Genomic DNA, 22,574 nt, shown 5'->3' on the forward strand with positions numbered 1-22,574 from the left:
AAGTTAACCGTCTTTATACCCCGGCCGGTCGGCCGTTGACAACCCACCGCCATGCAAATTGCGGATTGTCCGCACCGGGATGCGGATAATCCGCATCCCGGTGCGAAATAATGCAAGAAATTTGCGCCTGATGCGTCAGGCCGTGCCGCCCACGGTCATTTTCTCGATGCGCAGCGTCGGCTGGCCGACCCCGACCGGCACACTCTGGCCTTCCTTGCCGCACACGCCGACGCCGGAGTCGAGCGCCATGTCGTTGCCGATCATCGTCACGTACTTCAGCGATTCCGGGCCGCTGCCGATCAGCGTTGCGCCCTTCACCGGGTAGGTGACCTTGCCGTTTTCGATCATGTAGGCCTCGGACGCCGAGAACACGAACTTGCCGTTCGTGATGTCGACCTGGCCGCCGCCGAAGTTCACCGCGTACAGGCCGTTCTTCACGGACGCGAGGATCTCCTGCGGGTCCTTGTCGCCGTTCAGCATGTAGGTGTTGGTCATGCGCGGCATCGGCAGCGCCGCGTACGATTCGCGGCGCGCGTTGCCGGTGACCGGCATCTTCATGAGCCGCGCGTTCAGCGAGTCCTGGATATAGCCCTTCAGGATGCCGTCCTCGATCAGCGTCGTGCACTGGGTTGCGTTGCCCTCGTCGTCGATGTTCAGCGAGCCGCGCCGGTTCGGCAGCGTGCCGTCGTCGACGACGGTGACGCCTTTCGCCGCGACCCGCTCGCCGATGCGCCCGGCAAAGGCCGACGAGCCCTTGCGGTTGAAATCGCCTTCGAGCCCGTGGCCGATCGCCTCGTGCAGCAGCACGCCCGGCCAGCCCGGTCCGAGCACGACGGTCATCGCGCCGGCGGGCGCCGGGCGCGCGTCGAGGTTCACGAGCGCCGCGTGCACCGCGTCGTCGACGTACTTCGCGAGCACCTCGTCGGTGAAGTAGCCGTAGTCGAAGCGGCCGCCGCCGCCGCTGTTGCCGATTTCGCGGCGGCCGTTCTGCTCGGCGATCACGGTGACGGACACGCGCACGAGCGGCCGGATGTCGGCGGCGAGCGCGCCGTCGCTGCGCGCGACCAGCACGACGTCGTACTCGCCCGCGAGCCCGGCCATCACCTGGGTAATGCGCGGGTCGCGGCCGCGCGCCATCTGCTCGACGCGTTCGAGCAGCTTGACCTTCGCGGTCGCGTCGAGCGAATGCAGCGGGTCGGCGGGCAGATACAGGTCGCGCCCGGCGATGCCCTTCAGCGACGAGGCGACCTTGATCTTCTGGCGACCGCCGCCCGCTTTCGCGATCGAGCGGGTCGCGAGCGCGGCCTGGCGGATCGCGTCGGGCGACAGGTCATCCGAGTACGCGAAGGCGGTCTTGTCGCCGCTCACCGCGCGCACGCCGACGCCCTGGTCGATGCTGAAGCTGCCCGATTTGACGATGCCTTCCTCGAGACTCCATGCCTCGCTGCGGGTGGCCTGGAAGTACAGGTCCGCATAGTCGACGCGATGCGTGAAGATGTCCGCGAGGGTGCGGGTGAGCAGGGCTTCGTCGAGGCCGTACGGGGTGAGGAGCACGTCCTTGGCGGTAACGAGATTGCGGATGCCGGGTTCGATGAGATTCATGCGAAGTATGTTCTGCTCGATACAGGGTGGTTCGGTCGCGGCCGGCGGTGCGCCCAGGGCGTCGCCGGTGCGCTAGCGGCAGTGTTGGCGCGCGCTCATGGCGGTGTCAACGGTTTCACGCGAGTACCCGGTGGCGCCACGCGGGCAGGCTTTGCCGGACTTCGTCGATGCGCGTGCGCTCGACGTTGCCGGCCACCACGCCCGCACCTTCGTCGCGCACCGCGACGATTTTGCCCCACGGGTCGACCAGCATGCTGTGTCCCCACGTGCGGCGGCCGTTTTCGTGCTTGCCGCCCTGCGCGGCGGCCAGCACGTAGCACTGGTTCTCCACGGCGCGGGCGCGCAGCAGCATCTCCCAGTGCGCGCGGCCGGTCGTGTAGGTGAACGCCGAGGGCACCACGATCAGCGCGCAGTCGCCCATGCGCCGGTACAGCTCCGGAAAGCGCAAATCGTAGCAGACCGACAGTCCGACCCGCCCGAACGGGGCGTCGAACGTGCGCACCGTGTCGCCGGGGCGGATCGTGCGGGCCTCGTCGAACGATTCGTCGCCTTTTTCGAAATTGAACAGATGGATCTTGTCGTAGCGCGCGGCCTCGCGGCCCTGCGGATCGAATACGAGCGTCGTGTTCAGCACGCGCGACGGCTCCGGCGCGGCGAGCGGCAGCGTGCCGCCGATCACCCAGAGCCGGTGGCGGCGCGCGGCGTCGGCGAGAAAGCGCTGGATCGGGCCGTCGCCGTGCGGCTCGCGCAGGCCCAGCTTGTCGGTGTCGCGCTGGCCCATGAAGCAGAAGTATTCGGGCAGCAGCACGAGTTGCGCGCCATCGGCGGCCGCCTCGGCGATCAGCCGGCCGGCTTCGGCGAGATTGCGTTCGCGCTCGGGCGTGCTGACCATCTGCAGCGCGGCGACGCGAAACGACGGCGGAACGGGACGGGAACTGGCGTGTGGTTCGCTCATGAGCGTGTCGAAAGACTCCCGGCTAGGCGGCGCGCGGGGCGCCGCGGATCGATCAGGGTGCAATGCCGGCGCGTCAGGCCGTGCGCCCGGCCCGCGCCGCGCCGGCTGCACGGCGGGCTCCGCGCGCGGCCGGTCGGCCGGGCTTACCGGGCTGGCACGGCGGAGGCCGGCAGATCCATCTTACCGCGATCGTCGTGCACCCGCTCGACATGCGGCTTCGACCATGAGCCGGTCACCGCGTAGTCGACCGCAAACGCCTTCGAGATCGATTTCGACAGCGCGAAATTGGCGGCCAGCGCGGCAAGGCCGAACAGCGGATTCACCACCGTCGCCGCGACCACGCCGGCGCCCGCGCTGATGGTCGGCACGATGTGCACGTGCAGGTCCTGGGTCTCCTGCGCGAGATCGACCGAGCCCTTCATCTCGGCGCGCGCGGGGGCGGTGACCATCCGGAAGTTGTCGGTGCTGCCGATGCCGTTGCTGATCTGGCCGGTGCCGGTCACGCTCTCGAATGGCAGGCCCTTGCCGATCACGTCGCGGAAATGCAGCGTCGCGAAGCGTTCGAGGCCTTGCAGGCTCAGCACGCCGAGCAGCTTCGCGACGCCCGGGTCCACCCGCAGGATCTGCCCGTGGTGCAGGTCGACCGACACGTTGCCGTTGAGGGTCGGATAGTCGATCTGGGTCGGGCCGCCGCGCCACACCACCTTGCCCGCGAGCGTGCCGCTGCCGCCTTCGACCGTGCGCGGCAGGCCGACGCGCGCGAGCAGCGCGCCGGCATCCTTGATGTCGAGCCTGAAGTCGAACACGGTACGCCGCGGCGTGTCCTCGTCGGTGTTCGCGCCGAACCGGGCGGCGGTGCGCCAGTTGCCGGTCGCGCTCAACGTGGCGGCCGGATTGCTGAGTTCGAGCTTGTCGAGTTGCCAGACCGGCACGCCGGCTTCGGTGATGTTGCGGGCGTCGACGTCGAGCTGGCCAGCGTCGTGGCCGTGTACGAACAGCTGGTTCACCTGCAGGTCGATGGCCGGCATGTTGCGCGCGGGCGCCGAGATGGCCCGGCCGAGCAGGTCGTTTTCGCTGGCGGCCGGAATCACGAGCCGCGCGAGGCGCGCCTGCACGGTGCCGGGCGAGCCCGGTGCATGCCCCGGCAGCCATGCGACGTGACCGGACACCTGGTTCGACGCGACGTTGGCCTGCCAGTTGCCGTCCTCGCGCGACGCGCCGACGATCACGCTCTCCCAGTGGCGCTTGAGCAGCGTCAGCATGCCGACGTGCAGCGCGAAGCGGGTCGGCAGGAATTGCGTGAAGAGCGGGCCCGGCGTCATCTCCGGCGCGCCGCTCGTGACGGCCGTGCTGTCCGCGCCGCTCGTACTATTCGTGCCGGCCGTGCCATCCGCGCTGTCCGCGCCGGCGTTCTTGCCGCGTAGCTTGTCGAACAGCGCGCGCCACGCGTCGGCGTCGAACGTGGGGATGTCGACTGCCGCGATCACGCCGTCGTTCGGCAGCACGGCCGGCCGGTTCACCCCGAGTGCGCCGACCACCACGTGCGGCGACCCGTGCGCCGTGTCGCGCAGCATGTAGGACGCGGAAACCGGGCCGAAGGTCAGCTCGGCGCGCTGCAGGTCGCCGGTGCCGCCCTCGGGGTCGGCGGGGCCGAGGGTAAAGCGCAGCGGCATCGGCGTGCCGGCGGGCTTGTCGAACGGCGCGGGGAAGTCGAGCGCCAGATCGCTCAGGTCGGAGCTTGCGGTGATGTCGGGCAGGCGGTCTTTCGCGCCGGTCACGCTCAGATCGTAGGGCGCGCTGCCTTTCATGCGGGCGAGGAGCTGCGCGGCCGGGCCCCGCAGACCGAGGCCGCGCGCGGCGTCGGCCGCGATGCGGCCTTGCAGGTCGAGCGAGTACGTGCCGTCCTTGACGAAGCCGCCGTTCGCGCGCACGTCCCCGCCGAGGAACTCGCCGGCGAGGTGATCGAGGCGCGCCGCCCGGTCGGTGAAGCGGACGGTGCCGGTCAGCTTCGACAGCGGCGGCACGTTGTCGACGGCGACGCGGTTGCCGCGGAAGCCGAGCGCGCCTTCGACCGCGATGTGCGGCCGCGGTGTGCGCGGCACCGTCAGCTTCAGCGCGAGCGACGCGGGCCCGTCGACGTGCAGCTTGCGGCCGGCGTGCTTCGATGCGCCGCCGAGCGCGCTCGCGTCGACGTACGCCAGCATGTCGGCAAGCGGTCCGCGGCCGTTGCCGCTGATCACGAGGTTCGACGCCTTCGTGCCGAGATCGGCGATGCGCCCGCTCACCTTCGTCAGCGCGACCCGCTTGTAGCGCGCATGCGTGATGTCGAAGCGCAGCACGTTCTGTGCGAGCGAGAACGTGCCGTCGATGCCGTCGAATGCCGGCCACACGTTCGGCGTCGTGCCGTCGCGCAGTGTGCGCGGCGGGTACGGCGACGGATCGAAGCGGCCGTGGGTGAACGGCGCGACGATCCGGAACACGCCTGCGTGCGGGTTGCGCGAGTAGGGGAACTGGGTCAGGTCGCCGTGCACCTCGATCGTCGCGCCGCGCGCGGTGCCGGCCTGCAGGCTGTGGCCGAGGTAGGTGCGCAGCTTCGCGCTGATGCTGGTGGGCAGGTAGCGCGGAATGCGCGCGACCTGCGCACGCTCGATGTAGGCCTTCAGGTCGAGCGTACCGCGTCCGTGCCCGGGATTGCTGTAGTTCGCGGTGACCCGCGCGGCGGTGTCCGCGTTGACCGCGCGCAGCTCCGGCACCGTGATCGTGAACGCCTTGTGCGCCTCGCCCGGCGCGGCGGGCTTGACGACCCAGCTGCCGCGGCCCTGCAGGCGGTCGAACAGCAGGCGCGGGTTGTCGAACAGGCCGGGCAGCGTGACGGCCGCATCGCGCGTGTCGATCGTCATCGAGCCGTGGGTCTGGTCGGCGTCGATGCTGCCCCACAGGTTCTCGACGCCGGGCAGCCCGGCGCGCGGGTGACCGAGCGGGGTGAGCCCCGGCGGCGGTTCCTGCGCGGCGATGCTGATGCCCTGCAGGTCGGCCTTGAGCCGGTAGCGCACGATCGGCTCGGCGCGGCTCGCGTCGCGCTCGGCCGCCGCCTCGCCCGATTCCGGGCGGGCGCGCTCGATTTCGATCAGGTAATGCGCAACCTGGCCGCGCGGATCGAAGTGCACCAGCGTGTTCAGGATGCGCCCGGAGAGCGGCAGCGCCCGGCTGAACTCCGCGAGCACGCCGAGGTCGACGCGGTCGCCGCTCACGCTGATCAACTGGCCGTGCTGCACGCTCGCGCGGCGATACCGGCCGGTCAGCGAAGCGAGCGACAGCGTGCGGGTGAGCGGCGTGCCGTCCGCGAGCGGCAACTGGCCGAGCTCCGCGTGCAGGTCGCGCAGATGCAGCGTGTAGTCGTCCGGCGCGAGGTCGAGCTGCCACGAGAAGCGCGCGACCGGCATGTCGAGGCGCGGCTGGCTCGGCCGCACGCGCAGCGAGACGTCGATGCCCGAGAGTTCGCCGCTCGCGGAGCTCATGCGGCCGTCCGCGAAGTCGATCCAGATCGCGTTGTCGACGCGGCCCGCGTAGGTCGCAATCGGGAAGTCCACGTAATGCGCGAGCGCCGGCAGGTCGACCGGACCGGTCGAGATGTACGCCTCGCCGCGCCAGTTGACCGGCTTGCCGGGCGCCGACAGCGGCGCATGGCGGAAGTGCGCGCGAAAGTCGAGCGGGCCGTGCAGCACGTTGCCGTCGGGCGGCGCCTGCAGCGCCACGCGGTGGTCGTAGCCGTCGTTGAGGATCGCGAGCCTGATCTGGTGCAGCGCGAGCTCCGGCGCGTCGTGGCGCGCGTCGCGCCAGCGCAGCGTGCCGCCGCGCAGCACGATGGCCTGCTGGCGCAGCAGCCACGTCGTGAACGTGTCGTTGCCGGTGTGGGTGTTCGGCACCGGCACGCCGGCCACCGTGAGCGAGCCGTCGCTCGCGCGCGCGACCAGCACGTCGGGCCGTTCGACGACGAGCGCCGAGAGGACCGGACGCAGCGTCCACAGCGAGCGCCACGATACGGTGGCGACCGCGTGCGGCACGCTGAGCGCGAGCTGGCCGTCGCGGCCGCGGATCGTCAGGCCGGTGATGTCGATGCCCGGCTGAAAGCCGCTCCAGTGCGGCGCGAGGTGCGCGATCCGCAGCTGTACGTGGAGCCTGTCGGAGACGAGCGCCTCGATGCGCGGACGCAGCGCGTCCACGTGCGGCAGCAGGCCGTAGCGCAGGCCGAGAAACAGCGCGGCGATGATGAAATAAAGAGACAGCGCCACCGCCAGCGCGACCCGCAATGCGTGCCGCAGGATCGCGTGGTCGTTGCCTGCAGGCTTGACGTGTCCGGTTGGGTGCGGCTCGACGGATTCGTTGCGCTCGGACATGCTGCGGCGGGGGTAGGCGTATGGTAGTTTTGCAGTCTAACGTCGAAATGTAACACAGGGGCCCGCGCCGGCGTTATTCGCCCGGAGCCAGCACCCGTGCCGCTTCGCGCCCGATTGCGGGGGCGCGGGGCCGCGCGTCGCGACAGATGCCGCCACTTGCAATCCTGACCTTTGATGACCGATACCTCACTCCTGAGTTCCGCTTATTCCTTCTATGCCGCCCGCGCGCTCGCCGCGCGTCCGGCCTCCGCTGAGCAGGTCCGCGCGCTTGCCGCCGCGCCGCTCACGCGCGCGCGCATCGACGCGCGGCTCGACGCGCTGTGCGCGACGCCCGCGGGCACGCCGCTTGCCGAGGACGCGCTCAGACGGGCGCTGCGCCAGTTGCGCACCGAGGTGTTCTGCGCGGTGATGGAGCGGGATCTGGCCGGCCGCGCCGATCTCGCGGAAGTGACCGGCGCGATGACGGACCTCGCCGAGGCGACGATCCAGCGCTCGCTCGCCGTGTTGTCCGCCGAGCTGGAGGGCCAGTTCGGCGAGCCGCGCGGCCCGCAGGGCGAGCGCCTCGCGCTGGGCGTGGTCGGCATGGGCAAGCTGGGCGGACGCGAGCTGAACGTGTCGTCGGACATCGACCTGATCTTCGTCTATGAAGACGACGGCGAAACCGCCGGCGGCGCGCGCGCGCCGATCGCGACGCAGGATTTCTTCACGCGGCTCGGCAAGCGGCTGATCGCCGCGCTCGCCGAGGTCACCGCCGACGGCTACGTGTTTCGGGTCGACATGCGCCTGCGTCCGAACGGCGACTCGGGCCCGCTCGTGTGCAGCCTCGGCATGCTCGAAGAGTATTTCTACGTGCAGGGCCGCGAGTGGGAGCGCTACGCGTGGATCAAGGGCCGGCTCGTGTCCGGCGGCGCGGACGAGGCGGCCGCGCGGCTCGCGAAGCAGCTCGACGCGATCGTCACGCCGTTCGTCTACCGGCGCTACCTCGACTTCGGCGTGATCGGCGCGATCCGGGCGCTGCATCTGCAGATTCGCCAGGAGGCGCAGCGCCGCGCGTCGATGCGTCCGGACAAGGCCGACGACATCAAGCTCGGCCGCGGCGGCATCCGCGAGATCGAATTCAGCGCGCAGGTGTTCCAGCTGATCCGCGGCGGCCAGGATGCCGGCTTCCGGGTGCGGCCGACGCTCGCCGTGCTGCGGCACGCGGCCGCGCACGGCCTGATTGCGCCGGCGGTGTGCGCGGGGCTGTCGCACGCGTACCGCTTTCTGCGCCAGCTCGAACACCGGCTGCAGTACCGCAACGACGCGCAGACGCATGCGATGCCGGTCGATCCCGACGAGCGCGCGGCGCTCGCGCAGTCGATGGGTTTCGACGACTATGCGGCGCTGATGGCGCAGCTCGATACGCACCGCGAGCTGGTCGAGCGGCAGTTCGACCAGATCTTCGCCGACAAGGTGAACGGGCGCGCCGGCTGCGGCGCGCCGGAAGACGGCGCGGCCGCGTGGGTGTGGAGCAGCGCGCTCGCCGACGAAAGCGCGGACGAGGCGCTCGCCGCGCGCCTCGTCGAGCTCGGCATCGGCGAGCCGGCCAGCCTGCTCGCGCGGCTGCGCGCGCTGTGGCAGTCGTCGCGTTATGCCGGGCTGCCCGAGCGCAGCCGCCAGCGCTTCGACAGCGTCGCGCAGCGCGCGCTCGAAGCCGCGCGCACGCTCGAGCCGGCGCAGCGGCGCGGCGACACCGTCGCGCGCTTTTTCGATCTGCTCGAAGCGGTGAGCCGCCGCGGCGCGTATCTCGCACTTTTGACCGAATATCCGCAGGCCTTGCATCGAGTGCTGTCAGTGCTGGGCGCAACGCACTGGGGGGCGGGTTATCTGATCCGACATCCGCAGTTGCTCGATGAACTGCTCGACGACGAAGCGATCGCGAGTCCGTTCGACTGGGCCGAGTTCAAGCGCGGTTTGCGCGCGCGCCTCGCGGCGGCCGACGGCGCCGAGCAGCAGATGGACCTGCTGCGCCACGCGCACCAGGCGGAAGTGTTCCGCATCCTGCTGATCGATCTGGCCGGCAGGTTGAGCGTCGAGCACGTGAGCGACCGGCTCTCGGAGCTCGCGGACGCGGTGCTCGACGTCACGCTCGAAACGGTGTGGAAGCAGTTCGCGCGGCGTCATCGCGATGCGCCGCGCTTTGCGGCGATCGCCTACGGCAAGCTCGGCGGCAAGGAACTGGGCTACGCGTCGGATCTCGATCTGATCTTTCTCTACGATGATCCCGACGAGAACGCGGCCGAAATCTACGCCATGTTCACCCGGCGTCTGATCACCTGGCTCACGATGGCGACCGGCGCCGGCACGCTGTTCGACGTCGATCTGCGCTTGCGGCCGAACGGCGAATCGGGCCTGCTCGTCACGGATCTCGACGCATTCCGGCGCTACCAGCTACGCGAGGGCGACGCGGCGAACACCGCGTGGGTCTGGGAGCATCAGGCCTTGACGCGGGCGCGCTACTGCGCGGGCGATGCGCAGATCGGCGCGAAGTTCGAGGCGATCCGCGAGCAGGTGCTGACGACGCCGCGCGAGGCCGGGCCGCTCGCGACGGAGATCGTCGAGATGCGTGCGCGGGTCGAGGCGGGGCACCCGAACCATACCGCGCTGTTCGATCTCAAGCACGACCGCGGCGGGATGGTCGACATCGAGTTCACGGTTCAGTACTGGGTGCTGCTGCACGCGACGCGCGATCCCGAACTGATCCGCAACACCGGCAATATCGCGCTGCTGCGCGAAGTGTCGCGCTTCGGGATGATGAGCGAGGCCGAGGCCGAGACGGTCGGCGCGGCCTACCGGACCTACCGGAAGCTGCAGCACAAGCTGCGGCTCGACGGCATGGAGAAGGCGCGCGTCGAGCCCGCTACCGTGGCGGCCGAGCGCGAGGCGGTGCAGGCGTTGTGGCGAAGGGTGTTCGGTTAGGCGCGCGAGCAGGGGGCGTGGCGGGCGCGCATGGGGGGCTCGCGCGGATCAGCGGAAGTGGCGGGCATGCGGTGCGTTGTGTGCGCCCAGCCTGCGCCCAGCCTGCGCCCAGCCTGCGCCCAGCCTGCGCCCAGCCTGCGCCCAGCCTGCGCCCAGCCCGCGCCCAGCCCGCGCCCAGCCCGCGCCCAGCCCGCGCCCAGCCCGCGCCCAGCCCGCGCCCAGCCCGCGCCCAGCCCGCGCCCAGCCCGCGCCCAGCCCGCGCCCAGCCCGCGCCGCGCTCACGCGGCGGCGCTCAGGCGGTCAGCATTTCCTTCGCGTGTTTGCGTGTCGTGGCGGTGATTTCGAGGCCGCCCAGCATCCGTGCGACTTCCTCGATGCGGCTCGCCCGGTCGAGCGGCGTGACCGTGCTGAGCGTGCCGCGCTTGCCGTCCGAGGCTTTCGCGACCTGGAAGTGATGGTCGCCGCGCGCAGCGACCTGCGGCAGGTGGGTGACGCACAGCACCTGGCGCGTTGCGCCGAGTTGATGCAGCAGCCGCCCGACCACTTCGGCGACGCCGCCGCCGATGCCGGTATCCACCTCGTCGAAGATCAGCGTCGGGGTGGGGCTCGCTGCGCTCGCAATCACCGCGAGCGCGAGGCTGATGCGCGCGAGTTCGCCGCCCGAGGCCACTTTCGCGAGCGGCCGCAGCGGCACCCCCGCATGGCCCGCGACGCGGAACTCCACCTGTTCGAGGCCATGCGCGCCGCCCTCGGGCAGCGCGACGAGCGCGGCCTCGAAACTGCCGCCCTTCATCGACAGTTCCTGCATGCCGGTCGTCACCGCGGCGCCCAGCGCTCTCGCGGCCTTCGCGCGCGCCTTCGACAACTGCTTCGCGTCGGCCAGGTAGGCGTCGCGCGCCCTGGCTTCGGCGGCGTGCAGGCTTTCGAGATCCGTCGCGGCGTCGAGCGCGGCGAGTTGCGCACGGCGGGCCGTGTGCTCGTCGGGGAGCGTGTGCGGTTGCAGGCGGAACTTGCGCGCCGCCGAATGCAGCGCGTCGACGCGCTTTTCGAGCTGCGCAAGCCGCTGCGGATCGAGTTCGAGCCGTTGCGCGTAGTGGCTGAGCGAATAGGCGGCTTCCTGGAGCTGGATTTCGGCCGGTTCGAGCGCGGCGAGCGCGTCGCTCAGCGCGGGATCGATGTCGGCCAGATCGCGCAGCTTCGAGATGACGGCCGCGAGCTGCGTGAGCATCGCCTCATCGGATTCCGACAGTGCCGCGAGCGCGCCCTGCACGCCGTCGATCAGGCTGGCCGAGTGCGACAAGCGGTTGTATTCCGCGTTGACCTCTTCCCACTCGCCCGGTTGCGGCGCGAGCCGGTCGAGCTCGGCGAGCTGCCATGCGAGCCGCTCGCGCTCGAGCTGCAGCTCGCGGTCGCGCGTCTTCGCCGTTTCGACCGCTTGCGCCGCGTCGCGCCACGTGCGCCATGCGCGTCCCACCGCGTCCGCGATGGCGCCGAGGCCCGCATGCGTGTCGAACAGCGTGCGTTGCGCGTCCGGCCGCATCAGCAGCTGATGGGCGTGCTGGCCGTGAATGTCGACGAGCATCTCGCCGAGCTCGCGCAGTTGCGCGAGCGTCGCGGCGGTGCCGTTGATGAATGCGCGCGAGCGTCCGCTCGCGTCGACTACGCGGCGCAGCATCACGGTGCCGCCGTGCGGGTCGTCGCTGCCGGCGGGGCCGAACGCTTGCGTGTCGAGCCATTGTTCGACGTGCGCGTGCGTGTCGAACTCGGCGGTGAGGTCCGCGCGCGCCTGGCCGGTGCGCACCACGCTCGCATCGGCGCGCGCGCCGAGCGTGAGCGCGAGCGCATCGATCAGGATCGATTTGCCGGCGCCGGTTTCGCCTGAGAAGACGGTGAAGCCGCTGTCGAACTCGAGATCGAGCGCGGCGACGATGACGAAGTCGCGTATCGAGAGGTGGCGGAGCATGGGCGTCGTCGGAGGGGCGTGGGGGCCGGTTGCGGCGGTGGGCTCAGAGTTTGCTGTCGTCTTCGTGAGACGGATATTCGTTCCAGTGCAGCTTCTTGCGCAGGGTCGCGTAATGGCTGTAGCCGACCGGGTGCAGCAGCGGCACCGTGTGGCGCGAGCGGCGCACCTCGATCGTGTCGTCGTGCTCCAGCGCGGTGAACGACTGCATGTCGAAATTCACATTGACGTCGCGCCCGGCGACGAAGCGCACGCTGACTTTCGAGTCGTCCGGCAGCACGATGGGGCGGTTCGACAGCGCGTGCGGCGCGATCGGCACCAGCACGATGCCCTGCAGCTGCGGATGCAGGATCGGTCCGGCCGACGACAGGGCGTACGCGGTCGAGCCGGTCGGCGTGGCGACGATCAGCCCGTCCGAGCGCTGGTTGTACATGAAGCGGCCGTCCACCTCGACGTGCAGCTCGACCATCCCGGAGAAACCGCTGCGGTTCACCACCACGTCGTTGAACGCGAGCGCGTGATAGATCGGGTTGCCGCCGCGCACGATGCGCGCTTCGAGCAGCGTGCGTTCCTCCCGCTCGAAATGGCCGCCGAGCATCTGCGGAACCAGCTCCTGCATCCGCGCGATCGGGATGTCGGTGATGAAGCCGACGCGCCCGTGGTTGATGCCGATCAGCGGCGTGCGGTAAGGCGCGAGCTGGCGGCCGATGCCGAGCATCGTGCCGTCGCCGCCCAGCACCACGGCGACGTCCGCGCGTGCGCCGATCTCCGCGGGCCGTAGCGCGGGATATTCGCTCACGCCGATTTCGCGCGCGGTCTCGGCTTCGAAAACGACGTCGAAGCCGCGTTTTGCGATGCAGGCGGCGAGCGCGGTCAGCGGCTCGCCGATGCCTGGCGTATGGCTGCGCCCGACGAGCGCGACGGTCCGGAACTGGCTGGTAGCGTGCATGCCGGCATTACACCATAGGTGGGGACCGAAAAGAACCGCCCGCGCCGACGGGGCGGCGCCCAGGCGGGGGAAGGGGGCGGCACCGGATTATCGTTAGAATGGTCTGGTTCCGATGGCAGGCGGCGGACGCGCGGCGCGACGCGCCCGCCGGCACCGGATGACGCACCGTGCCGCGCAATCCTGCCGCAACGGACGGCCGTATCGGGCCGCTCGCGGTCGCCGTGTCATTGAGCTAAAATTTTCACTCATGCTAGATCCTCGCGCACAAACCCTCCTCAAAACGTTGATCGAGCGATATATCGCTGAAGGTCAGCCGGTCGGCTCGCGCACGCTGTCGCGCTACTCGGGGCTGGAGCTGAGCCCGGCGACGATCCGCAACGTGATGTCCGATCTCGAGGAACTGGGACTCGTCGCGAGCCCGCATACGTCGGCCGGGCGCGTGCCGACGCCGCGCGGCTACCGGCTGTTCGTCGACACCATGCTGACGGTCGAGTCCGCGGAGGACGAGGCGGCGGTGACCCGCACCGTCAAGACCCGGCTGCAGGCGGGCGAGCCGCAGAAGATCGTCGCGGCCGCGGCAAGCGTGCTGTCCAACCTGTCGCAGTTCGCCGGCGTCGTGCTGACGCCGCGGCGCAGCCACGTGTTCAAGCAGGTCGAATTCATGCGCCTGTCCGACAAGCGCATCCTGCTGATCATCGTCACGCCGGAAGGCGATGTGCAGAACCGCATCATGGCGACCCAGCGCGATTTTTCGCCGGCCGAACTCGTCGAGGCGTCCAACTACATCAACGCGCACTTCGCCGGGCTGTCGTTCGACGAGGTGCGGCGACGCCTGCGCGAGGAAATCGACCAGCTGCGCGGCGACATGACCTCGCTGATGCATGCGGCCGTCACCGCCAGCACGGACGAGAGCGATACCGGCGAGACCGTGCTGATCTCGGGCGAGCGCAACCTGCTCGAAGTAGCCGACCTGTCGTCCGACATGGCGCGGCTGCGCAAACTGTTCGACGTGTTCGACCAAAAGACCAGCCTCCTTCAGTTGCTCGACGTGTCGAGCCACGCACAGGGCGTGCAGATTTTCATCGGCGGCGAGTCGAATCTCGTCCCGATCGAGGAAATGAGCGTCGTGACCGCGCCGTACGAGGTGAACGGCAAGATCGTCGGCACGCTGGGCGTGATCGGGCCGACGCGGATGGCGTACAACCGCGTGATTCCGATCGTCGACATCACGGCCCGGCTATTGTCGCTGTCGCTCAGCCAGCAGTAGCGCCGGCAACGCATTCCTGCATGATGCACGCTGCCGCGCGCGGCGACCATTGGCCGGATGGCCGGCTATGGGCGGTCGGCCGCGCCGCTATAATGGTCTCCACTGAACCGTTTGCCGCCGTGCGCGGCGCCTCTTCCCGCTTATGCGTTTCGATCTCGAGCGACCCTCCCAGCCTGCGGGTGCGCATCGCGTGGCGGTGCTGCTGATCAATCTCGGCACGCCCGACGCGCCCACGCCCCGCGCGGTGCGCCGCTACCTGGCGCAGTTCCTGTCGGACCCGCGGGTGGTCGAAATTCCGGCGCCGCTCTGGCAGGTGTTGCTGCGGCTCGTCATCCTGCCGCTGCGCGGCCGGTCGTCGGCGCGCAAATATGCGTCCGTGTGGACGCCCGAGGGCTCGCCGCTGCGCGTGCATACGGAAAAGCAGGTCGAAGCGCTGCGCCAGCTGCTGCATGCAAACGGCTACACCACGCTCGTCGATCACGCGATGCGCTACGGCGTGCCGGGCATTCCCGCGGTGCTGAACCAGCTGAAGCTCGCCGGCGCGGAGCGCGTGCTGCTGATGCCGATGTACCCGCAGTATTCGTCTTCGACCACGGCCACCGCGTTCGACGCCGCGTTTGCGGCGCTCGCCCGCATGCGCAACCAGCTCGAAATCCGCACGGTGCGCCACTACGCGGACCATCCTGCTTACATAGCCGCGCTCGCGGCGCAGGTGCGCCACTACTGGCATACGCACGGCGCGCCGGATTTCGCGGCCGGCGACAAGCTCGTGCTCAGCTTTCACGGCGTACCCAAACGCACGCTCGACCTGGGCGACCCGTACCACGACCAGTGCCAGCACAGCGCCGCAATGCTGATGCAGGCGCTCGGGCTGACGCCGGTCGAGTGCCGCGTGACGTTTCAGTCGCGCTTCGGCAAGGCCGAATGGCTGCAGCCCTATACCGAGCCGACGCTCAGGGAACTCGGCGCGGCCGGCGTGCGGCGCGCGGACGTGTTTTGCCCGGGCTTTACCGCCGACTGCCTCGAAACGATCGAGGAGATCGGCATGGAGGTGCGCGACGCGTTCCGGCAGGCGGGCGGCACCGAGTTTCACCGGATCCCGTGCCTGAACGCGTCGCCGGCGTGGATTGCCGCGCTGGGCGAGATCGTCGCGCAAAACCTGCAGGGCTGGCCCGCGCAGGTAGCGCTGGCCGGCGCCGCGGCGGCGTGACGCGCGGGCGCCCTGCCATCTGCTGGATGAACGCGCGGCGCCCCGGCCGGCGCCCCGGCGCCGCGGCGTCCGGGCCCGTCATGCGGCCGCATTCCGCTCGGGCTGTACGGGTTGTTTCGACGCGCGCACCGCGCAAGACAGAGTCATGAACTACAGGATTTCGACCGAACCGGGTGCGCGTCTGCGCATCGACAAATGGCTGTGGGCCGCGCGCTTCTTCAAGACGCGCTCGCTCGCGGCGGACGCCGTCGAGAAGGGGCGGGTGCGGATCGGCGGCGCGACGGTCAAGCCCGCCAAGGACGTGCGGGTCGGGGATCTCGTCGAGGTGGAGAGCGAAGGGCTCGTCTGGCAGATCGAGGTGCTGGGCGTGTGCGACGTGCGCGGCCCGGCGAGCGTCGCGCAGACGCTTTACGCGGAAACCGCGGAGAGCATCGCCAGGCGGCAGCAGGAACTCGAGCGGCGCCGGACGTTCCGCGAACCGGCCGCCGCGCTGCACGGACGGCCGACCAAGCGCGACCGCCGCATTATCGACAAACTTTCAGGTGGGGATTGAGCAGTTGCTCGAAGGTGGCGTGGATGCCCCCGTACTCCACGGTGCTGTCGTTGACGGCGCCCGACATGCAGATGGTGGTGGTCCCCGCGATGAGCACTAGCGCGATCCCCGCGATAGCAAAGGTCAGTTTCACGGTACTTCCTCGCAGGATTCGAATGTTGCACTGCGGCAAGCGGTGTTGCCCGACCCGGCGCCGCTCCGGGTAAACGCGGTTTTTCGCGTGTACGAGTCCAGTTTAGGTCAGTCTGCAGGGGCGCTCAATCCGAATCGGTTGAACGCGCGGTAATCGTTGTAACGGCGGATTTCGCCTGCACTGTTGCGGTGCAAAAAATTTGCCGAAGGCGCTTGAAATGGCGCCGCGAGCCACCATATGCGCTCGCGAGGAGTGATGGTCGTTGTGGTGTGCCGGCAACAGTGGCCTGTTGTCCGCGCGCCTGGCCATCCGGGCATCCACTTTTTGAAGACGTTCAGCGACATGGAAAATACGCAAGAGAACCCGACGAGCCAGAATCCCACGCCCGCCGACGAGGCCGCGCATCCGGCCGCTGAAGCGGCGCCGCACGACGCGCAGGCCGCCGCAGGCGCCGCGCCCGACTTCGCCGCCACCGAGGCCGCGCTGGCCGACGCGCGGGCGAAGCTCGTCGAGCTCCAGGAGAGCTTTCTGCGCGCGAAGGCCGAGACCGAGAACGTGCGCCGCCGCGCCCAGGAAGACGTCGCGAAGGCGCACAAGTTCGCGATCGAGAGCTTCGCCGAGCACCTGCTGCCGGTGGTCGACAGCCTGGAAGCCGCGCTCGCGCATTCGAGCGACGACCTGCAGAAAGTCCAGGAGGGCGTCGAGCTGACGCTGCGCCAGCTGAGCAACGCGCTGGAGAAAGGGCGCGTCGTGCCGCTGAACCCGGTCGGCGAGAAGTTCGACCCGCACCGCCACCAGGCCATTTCGATGGTGCCGGCCGACCAGGAGCCGAACACGGTCGTGTCCGTGCTGCAGAAGGGTTACGTGATCGCCGACCGCGTGCTGCGTCCGGCGCTCGTGACGGTCGCCCAGTCGAAGTAAGCGCCCGGCGCGTCATCCCGCCCGTGCGCGCCGCCGGCCGAACCGGGCGCGCTGCCCGTCGCCGGGGCCGCGCCGGTCGACCGGCAGCATGCGGGCGGATCGGGTCGGGAGCGGCGCTTCGCGCGGCGCAACGGGCCGGCGATTGAAAAAAATTAAAGACCGGATCGGGTAAAGGGTCTTGAAAACGATCCGGACGCTCTCATGTTGAGGGTAGGTCTGAATTGAAGGCAGTGTGCGTTGCTGCCAGACGCGTTCAGCGCACACCCCGCAGCGATCAAAGTCAGGAGATGGGTAAAAATGGGCAAAATCATCGGTATCGACCTCGGCACGACCAATTCGTGCGTGGCGATCATGGAAGGCAACCAGGTCAAGGTGATCGAGAATTCGGAAGGTGCGCGCACCACGCCGTCGATCATCGCGTACATGGAAGACGGCGAAATCCTCGTCGGCGCACCCGCGAAGCGTCAGTCGGTCACCAACCCGCGCAACACGCTGTATGCGGTCAAGCGGCTGATCGGCCGGCGCTTCGAGGAAAAGGAAGTGCAGAAGGACATCGGCCTGATGCCGTACAGCATCGTGAAGGCGGACAACGGCGACGCCTGGGTGGAAGTGCGCGGCCAGAAGCTCGCGCCGCCGCAAATCTCGGCTGAAGTGCTGCGCAAGATGAAGAAGACCGCCGAAGACTACCTCGGCGAAACGGTCAGCGAAGCCGTGATCACGGTGCCGGCCTACTTCAACGACAGCCAGCGTCAGGCGACCAAGGACGCGGGCCGCATCGCCGGCCTCGAAGTCAAGCGCATCATCAACGAGCCGACCGCGGCCGCGCTCGCGTTCGGCCTCGACAAGTCCGAGAAGGGCGACCGCAAGATCGCGGTGTTCGACCTCGGCGGCGGCACGTTCGACATCTCGATCATCGAAATCGCGGACGTGGACGGCGAGAAGCAGTTCGAAGTGCTGTCGACCAACGGCGACACGTTCCTCGGCGGCGAGGACTTCGACCAGCGCATCATCGACTACATCATCGGCGAGTTCAAGAAGGAGCAGGGCGTCGACCTGTCGAAGGACGTGCTCGCGCTGCAGCGCCTGAAGGAATCGGCCGAAAAGGCCAAGATCGAGCTGTCGTCGAGCCAGCAGACCGAAATCAACCTGCCGTACATCACGGCCGACGCGTCGGGTCCGAAGCACCTGAACCTGAAGATCACCCGCGCGAAGCTCGAGGCGCTCGTCGAGGAACTGATCGAGCGCACGATCGAGCCGTGCCGTATCGCGATCAAGGACGCGGGCGTGAAGGTCGGCGAAATCGACGACGTGATTCTCGTCGGCGGCATGACGCGCATGCCGAAGGTGCAGGAAAAGGTGAAGGAGTTCTTCGGCAAGGATCCGCGCCGCGACGTGAACCCGGACGAAGCGGTGGCCGTCGGTGCGGCGATCCAGGGCCAGGTGCTGTCGGGCGACCGCAAGGACGTGCTGCTGCTCGACGTGACCCCGCTGTCGCTCGGCATCGAGACGCTCGGCGGCGTGATGACGAAGATGATCAACAAGAACACCACGATCCCGACCAAGCACGCGCAGGTCTATTCGACCGCGGACGACAACCAGTCGGCGGTGACGATCAAGGTGTTCCAGGGCGAGCGCGAGATGGCGGCCGGCAACAAGCTGCTCGGCGAGTTCAACCTCGAAGGCATTCCGCCGGCGCCGCGCGGCGTGCCGCAGATCGAGGTGACGTTCGACATCGACGCGAACGGGATCCTGCACGTCGGCGCGAAGGACAAGGCGACCGGCAAGGAAAACCGCATCACGATCAAGGCGAACTCGGGCCTGTCCGAGGGCGAGATCGAGCGCATGGTGAAGGACGCCGAGGCGAACGCCGAGGAAGATCACAAGCTGCGCGAGCTGGCCGACGTGCGCAACCAGGGCGACGCGCTCGTGCATAGCACGAAGAAGGCGGTGACCGAGTACGGCGACAAGCTGGACGCGGGCGAGAAGGAAAAGATCGAGACCGCGCTGAAGGACCTCGAAGACACGCTGAAAAACAGCGCGAGCGAAAAGGCCACGATCGAGGCGAAGATCGAGGCGGTCGCCACCGCGTCGCAGAAGCTCGGCGAAAAGATGTACGCCGACATGCAGGCGGCCCAGGGTGCCGCGGGCGCGGCAGCGGCGGGGGCGGCCGGCGCGGCGGGTGCGGGCGCGTCGGCGGGCGGCGCGGGCGAGCCGCAGGACGACGTGGTGGACGCGGAGTTCAAGGAAGTGAAGAAGGACTAAAGCCAGGTCGCCGTCTGACCGTAAAGCCGCACACGGCAGCGTGTGCGGCCGGCTGCACGAGGTCCGGCTCGCTTCAGGGGCTGGCGCCTGCAAGGCAGTATCGCGCCTGGCGAGCCTTTCGGCTCTCCGGGCACGTTCGTTTTATGGAGGGCGTTGCCCGTTCGCGCTGGTCGCGGGCGAGCGGCGGCCGGACGAGTCGCTAGACTCCAGCATTCAAGAGGAGCCGTCGCGCCCACACCGCGCGGCGAGCGTTGAACCGATATGGCGAAACGGGATTACTACGAGGTTCTGGGCGTCGCCAAGAACGCAAGCGACGACGAAATCAAGAAGGCTTATCGCAAGCTCGCGATGAAGCACCACCCCGACCGCAATCCGGGCAACAAGGATGCGGAAGAGCATTTCAAGGAAGTGAAGGAAGCCTATGAAATGCTCTCGGACACGCAAAAGCGCGCGGCTTACGACCAGTACGGCCACGCGGGCGTCGACCCGAACATGGGCGGCGCCGGCGCGCAGGGTTTCGGCGGCTTTGCCGACGCGTTCGGCGACATCTTCGGCGACATCTTCGGCCAGGCCGCGGGTGGCGGTGGCGGTGGCGGTCGCGGCCGCGCGGGCCCGCAGGTGTATCGCGGCGCCGATCTGCGCTACAGCATGGAAATCACGCTGGAGCAGGCCGCGCACGGCTACGACACGCAGATCCGCGTGCCGAGCTGGGTGTCGTGCGAGATCTGCCACGGCTCGGGCGCGAAGCCCGGCACCAAGCCCGAGACCTGCCCGACCTGCAACGGCTCGGGTGCGGTGCGCATGTCGCAGGGCTTCTTCAGCATCCAGCAGACCTGCCCGAAGTGCCACGGCACCGGCAGCTACATTCCGGAGCCCTGCGTACACTGCCACGGCGCGGGCAAGGTGAAGGAAACCAAGACGCTGGAAGTGAAGATTCCGGCGGGTATCGACGACGGAATGCGCATCCGCTCGGCCGGCAACGGCGAGCCGGGCATCAACGGCGGACCGTCCGGCGACCTGTACGTCGAGATCCACATCAAGCCGCACACGGTGTTCGAGCGCGACGGCGACGACCTGCATTGCCAGATGCCGATTCCGTTCACCACCGCCGCGCTCGGCGGCGAGATCGAAGTGCCGACGCTCGCGGGCCGCGCGAGCTTCACGGTGCCCGAGGGCACCCAGTCGGGCAAGACGTTCCGGCTGCGCGGGAAGGGCATCAAGGGGCTGCGCTCGAGCATCGCCGGCGACCTGTACGTGCATGTGCAGGTGGAGACGCCGGTCAAGCTCACCGAGCCGCAGCGCGAACTGCTGCAGCAGTTCGAGCGCTCGCTGGTCGAAGGCGGCGCGCGCCACAGCCCGCAAAGCAAGAGCTGGTTCGACCGCGTGAAGAGCTTCTTCGACTGAGCGCGGGCGGAAGGTAGCGACAGGTCACATGATGGACGATCGCGGCGCCGTATTCGCGTTGCTCGACGACTGCGGCGCGACGGCGGCGCGGCGCGCGAGCCGTCTCTACACGGGCTTTCGGCACGAGCGGGTCTGCACCGACGCCACGCAGCTGGAGGCCGTGTGCGATGCGGTGAGCGCCGATCTGCGCGCCGGCCTGCATGCGGTCGTGCTCGCGGACTATGCGTTCGGGGCGCAAATCGTGTTCGGCCGCGCACCGTCGCATGCGGGCGTACCGCCGGGGGACGGCGCCGTGTCCGCCGACCCGCCGGCCTTGCCGCACGCCGCCGCGGCGCTGCGCATTTTGCTGTTCGCGCATTGCGCGCGACTCGCGGACGACGACGTGCGCGCGTGGCTGGCGGGCGTCGACAGCGGTACACACGAGCCCGGTGTCGCGGGCGCGGCGCGCGTGCGCGCCAGCGTCGACGCGCCGCAGTTCGGCGCGGCGATCGACGCGATTCACGCGGCGCTGCGCGAGGGCGATTCCTACCAGGTCAACTACACGTACCGGCTCGCGTTCGACGCATTCGGCTCGCCGCTCGCGCTCTACCGACGCCTGCGCGAGCGGCAGCCCGTGCCGTACGGCGCGCTGATCGCGCTGCCCGGCGACCACTGGGTGCTGTCGTGCTCGCCGGAGTTGTTTGTCGAAAAGCGCGGGACGCTGCTGCGCACCCGTCCGATGAAGGGCACGGCCCCGCGCCATCCGGACGACGCCCGGGCCGACCGGCAAGCGGCCGATTTTCTCGCGCGCGACCCGAAGAACCGTGCTGAAAACGTGATGATCGTCGACCTGCTGCGCAACGATCTGTCGCGCGTGGCCGAGACCGGCTCCGTCACGGTGCCGGCGCTGTTCGCGGTCGAGCCGTATGCGTCGGTCTGGCAGATGACGTCCACCGTCGAGGCCCGGCTTCCTGTATCGACGCCATTTGCCGAGGTGCTGCGCGCGCTGTTTCCGTGCGGCTCGATCACCGGCGCGCCGAAGCACCGCACGATGCAACTGATCGAGACGCTCGAAAGCACGCCGCGCGGCCTGTACACCGGCGCGATCGGCTGGCTCGACGCCCCGGCCGGCCACGAGCCGGCGGCCTGTGGCGACTTCTGCCTGTCGGTCGCGATCCGCACGCTGACGCTGCAGCCGGCCGCCGTGGATACGGCCTTGCGGCCCGGGACGCTGGGCGTCGGCGCGGGGATCGTGCTCGACAGCGTCGCCGCCGAAGAATATGCGGAGTGCCAATTGAAAGCGCGCTTTTTCACGGAAGCCGATCCTGGCTTTGCGCTGTTCGAAACGCTCTATGCAACCCGCGAAGCGGGCGTGCGCCACCTCGAACGGCATCTCGCGCGGCTCGCCGCCAGCGCGGCCTGGTTGGGCTTCAGGCATGACGAAGCGGCGCTGCGCGCGCAACTGGCGGCGCAGTGCGCCGCGTTGCCGGCGGGGCAGCCGCATCGCGTGAGGCTCGCGCTCGCGAAGGACGGCGCCGTGCAGATCGGCGCCGCGCCGCTTGCTGCGCTGGGCGATCCGGTCGCGGGCGTGCTGCTCGCGCCGGAGCACGGTTTCACCCCCACCGACGCGACCGACCCGCTGCTGCGGCACAAGACGACCCGCCGCGCGGACTACGATCGGGCGTGGCGCGCGGCGGAGGCGCAAGGCGGCTTCGACGTGCTGTTTTTCAACACGCGCGGAGAATTGACCGAAGGCGGCCGCTCGAACGTCTTCGTCCAGATCGACGGACGCTGGTGGACGCCACCCGTTGCGTCGGGGGCGCTGCCGGGCGTGATGCGCGCGGTGCTGCTCGACGACCCGGCGCTGGGCGCCGCCGAGCGGGTGCTGACACTGGACGACGTCCGCCGCGCGCAGGCGCTGATGATCTGCAACGCGCTGCGCGGCGCGCTGCCGGCGCGCGTTCTGTAACGCCGCACACGACGTCTTCGTCACCGGCGGCAGCACGCCGCGCGCGTGAGCACGC

14 protein-coding genes are annotated in these 22,574 nt (G+C 69.4%); 8 read left to right on the forward strand and 6 right to left on the reverse strand.

Annotated features, from left to right (window positions below; all coding sequences use genetic code 11):
* Positions 1-135 precede the first annotated feature (135 nt).
* The 3 genes from tldD to AC3AP7_RS01750 all read right to left on the reverse strand — a co-directional run bounded on the left by tldD (position 136) and on the right by AC3AP7_RS01750 (position 6,954).
* The gene (gene tldD / locus AC3AP7_RS01740) at positions 136-1,602 is read right to left on the reverse strand and encodes a metalloprotease TldD (RefSeq protein WP_475766170.1); all 1,467 of its coding nucleotides are present in this window, start codon (positions 1,600-1,602) and stop codon (positions 136-138) included.
* A 115-nt stretch (positions 1,603-1,717) separates the two neighbouring features.
* Positions 1,718-2,557 carry a carbon-nitrogen hydrolase family protein gene (locus AC3AP7_RS01745; RefSeq protein WP_475766168.1) on the reverse strand — a complete coding sequence of 280 codons (840 nt, stop codon included), beginning with the start codon at positions 2,555-2,557 and terminating at the stop codon, positions 1,718-1,720.
* Between the two features lie 143 nt (positions 2,558-2,700).
* On the reverse strand, positions 2,701-6,954 hold the full coding sequence (locus AC3AP7_RS01750) for a YhdP family protein (RefSeq protein ID WP_475766166.1): 4,254 nt from the start codon (positions 6,952-6,954) through the stop codon (positions 2,701-2,703).
* 174 nt (positions 6,955-7,128) lie between these two features.
* On the opposite strand from AC3AP7_RS01750, the gene glnE reads away from it, so the two are divergent.
* Positions 7,129-9,912 carry a bifunctional [glutamate--ammonia ligase]-adenylyl-L-tyrosine phosphorylase/[glutamate--ammonia-ligase] adenylyltransferase gene (gene glnE, locus AC3AP7_RS01755; RefSeq protein WP_475766164.1) on the forward strand — a complete coding sequence of 928 codons (2,784 nt, stop codon included), beginning with the start codon at positions 7,129-7,131 and terminating at the stop codon, positions 9,910-9,912.
* A 292-nt stretch (positions 9,913-10,204) separates the two neighbouring features.
* Here glnE and recN read toward each other — a convergent pair whose 3' ends face one another.
* Positions 10,205-11,875 (reverse strand): DNA repair protein RecN, encoded by a 1,671-nt coding sequence (gene recN, locus AC3AP7_RS01760; RefSeq protein WP_475766163.1) that lies wholly within the window; start codon positions 11,873-11,875, stop codon positions 10,205-10,207.
* 43 nt (positions 11,876-11,918) lie between these two features.
* Positions 11,919-12,821: an NAD kinase gene (locus AC3AP7_RS01765; RefSeq protein WP_475766161.1), complete on the reverse strand. Its 903-nt coding sequence runs from the start codon at positions 12,819-12,821 to the stop codon at positions 11,919-11,921.
* Positions 12,822-13,068: 247 nt separating this feature from the next.
* On the opposite strand from AC3AP7_RS01765, the gene hrcA reads away from it, so the two are divergent.
* The 3 genes from hrcA to AC3AP7_RS01780 all read left to right on the forward strand — a co-directional run bounded on the left by hrcA (position 13,069) and on the right by AC3AP7_RS01780 (position 15,851).
* Positions 13,069-14,088 (forward strand): heat-inducible transcriptional repressor HrcA, encoded by a 1,020-nt coding sequence (hrcA, locus tag AC3AP7_RS01770; RefSeq protein WP_475766159.1) that lies wholly within the window; start codon positions 13,069-13,071, stop codon positions 14,086-14,088.
* 142 nt (positions 14,089-14,230) lie between these two features.
* Positions 14,231-15,298, forward strand: a complete 1,068-nt coding sequence (hemH, locus tag AC3AP7_RS01775) for a ferrochelatase (protein WP_475766157.1) — start codon at positions 14,231-14,233, stop codon at positions 15,296-15,298.
* Positions 15,299-15,443: 145 nt separating this feature from the next.
* The gene (locus tag AC3AP7_RS01780; protein WP_475766155.1) at positions 15,444-15,851 is read left to right on the forward strand and encodes an RNA-binding S4 domain-containing protein; all 408 of its coding nucleotides are present in this window, start codon (positions 15,444-15,446) and stop codon (positions 15,849-15,851) included.
* On the opposite strand, the gene AC3AP7_RS01785 is transcribed toward AC3AP7_RS01780, so the two are convergent.
* Positions 15,823-15,984, reverse strand: a complete 162-nt coding sequence (locus tag AC3AP7_RS01785; protein ID WP_475766153.1) for a hypothetical protein — start codon at positions 15,982-15,984, stop codon at positions 15,823-15,825. The genes AC3AP7_RS01780 and AC3AP7_RS01785 overlap by 29 nt on opposite strands.
* 342 nt (positions 15,985-16,326) lie before the next feature.
* Between AC3AP7_RS01785 and grpE the strand changes: the two genes are divergently transcribed.
* The 4 genes from grpE to pabB all read left to right on the forward strand — a co-directional run bounded on the left by grpE (position 16,327) and on the right by pabB (position 22,519).
* Complete coding sequence (gene grpE / locus AC3AP7_RS01790; RefSeq protein WP_475766152.1) at positions 16,327-16,905, forward strand: nucleotide exchange factor GrpE; 579 nt, start codon at positions 16,327-16,329, stop codon at positions 16,903-16,905.
* A gap of 297 nt (positions 16,906-17,202) precedes the next feature.
* On the forward strand, positions 17,203-19,167 hold the full coding sequence (gene dnaK, locus AC3AP7_RS01795; protein ID WP_475766150.1) for a molecular chaperone DnaK: 1,965 nt from the start codon (positions 17,203-17,205) through the stop codon (positions 19,165-19,167).
* A 261-nt stretch (positions 19,168-19,428) separates the two neighbouring features.
* The gene (gene dnaJ, locus AC3AP7_RS01800) at positions 19,429-20,571 is read left to right on the forward strand and encodes a molecular chaperone DnaJ (protein ID WP_475766148.1); all 1,143 of its coding nucleotides are present in this window, start codon (positions 19,429-19,431) and stop codon (positions 20,569-20,571) included.
* Positions 20,572-20,599: 28 nt separating this feature from the next.
* Positions 20,600-22,519, forward strand: coding sequence for an aminodeoxychorismate synthase component I (pabB, locus tag AC3AP7_RS01805; protein WP_475766147.1), 1,920 nt, complete (start codon positions 20,600-20,602; stop codon positions 22,517-22,519).
* The last annotated feature ends 55 nt before the right edge of the window (positions 22,520-22,574 follow it).

Source organism: Paraburkholderia sp. PAMB 6770 (assembly GCF_057748135.1).

Bases quoted from the DNA above. Each gene is read 5' to 3' on its own strand.
- hrcA (WP_475766159.1), top strand. From the start codon at position 13,069: ATGCTAGATCCTCGCGCACAAACCCTCCTCAAAACGTTGATCGAGCGA.
- grpE (WP_475766152.1), top strand. From the start codon at position 16,327: ATGGAAAATACGCAAGAGAACCCGACGAGCCAGAATCCCACGCCCGCC.
- AC3AP7_RS01745 (WP_475766168.1), bottom strand. From the start codon at position 2,557: ATGAGCGAACCACACGCCAGTTCCCGTCCCGTTCCGCCGTCGTTTCGC.
- dnaJ (WP_475766148.1), top strand. From the start codon at position 19,429: ATGGCGAAACGGGATTACTACGAGGTTCTGGGCGTCGCCAAGAACGCA.
- tldD (WP_475766170.1), bottom strand. From the start codon at position 1,602: ATGAATCTCATCGAACCCGGCATCCGCAATCTCGTTACCGCCAAGGAC.
- hemH (WP_475766157.1), top strand. From the start codon at position 14,231: ATGCGTTTCGATCTCGAGCGACCCTCCCAGCCTGCGGGTGCGCATCGC.
- pabB (WP_475766147.1), top strand. From the start codon at position 20,600: ATGATGGACGATCGCGGCGCCGTATTCGCGTTGCTCGACGACTGCGGC.
- AC3AP7_RS01765 (WP_475766161.1), bottom strand. From the start codon at position 12,821: ATGCACGCTACCAGCCAGTTCCGGACCGTCGCGCTCGTCGGGCGCAGC.
- dnaK (WP_475766150.1), top strand. From the start codon at position 17,203: ATGGGCAAAATCATCGGTATCGACCTCGGCACGACCAATTCGTGCGTG.
- recN (WP_475766163.1), bottom strand. From the start codon at position 11,875: ATGCTCCGCCACCTCTCGATACGCGACTTCGTCATCGTCGCCGCGCTC.
- glnE (WP_475766164.1), top strand. From the start codon at position 7,129: ATGACCGATACCTCACTCCTGAGTTCCGCTTATTCCTTCTATGCCGCC.
- AC3AP7_RS01750 (WP_475766166.1), bottom strand. From the start codon at position 6,954: ATGTCCGAGCGCAACGAATCCGTCGAGCCGCACCCAACCGGACACGTC.
- AC3AP7_RS01780 (WP_475766155.1), top strand. From the start codon at position 15,444: ATGAACTACAGGATTTCGACCGAACCGGGTGCGCGTCTGCGCATCGAC.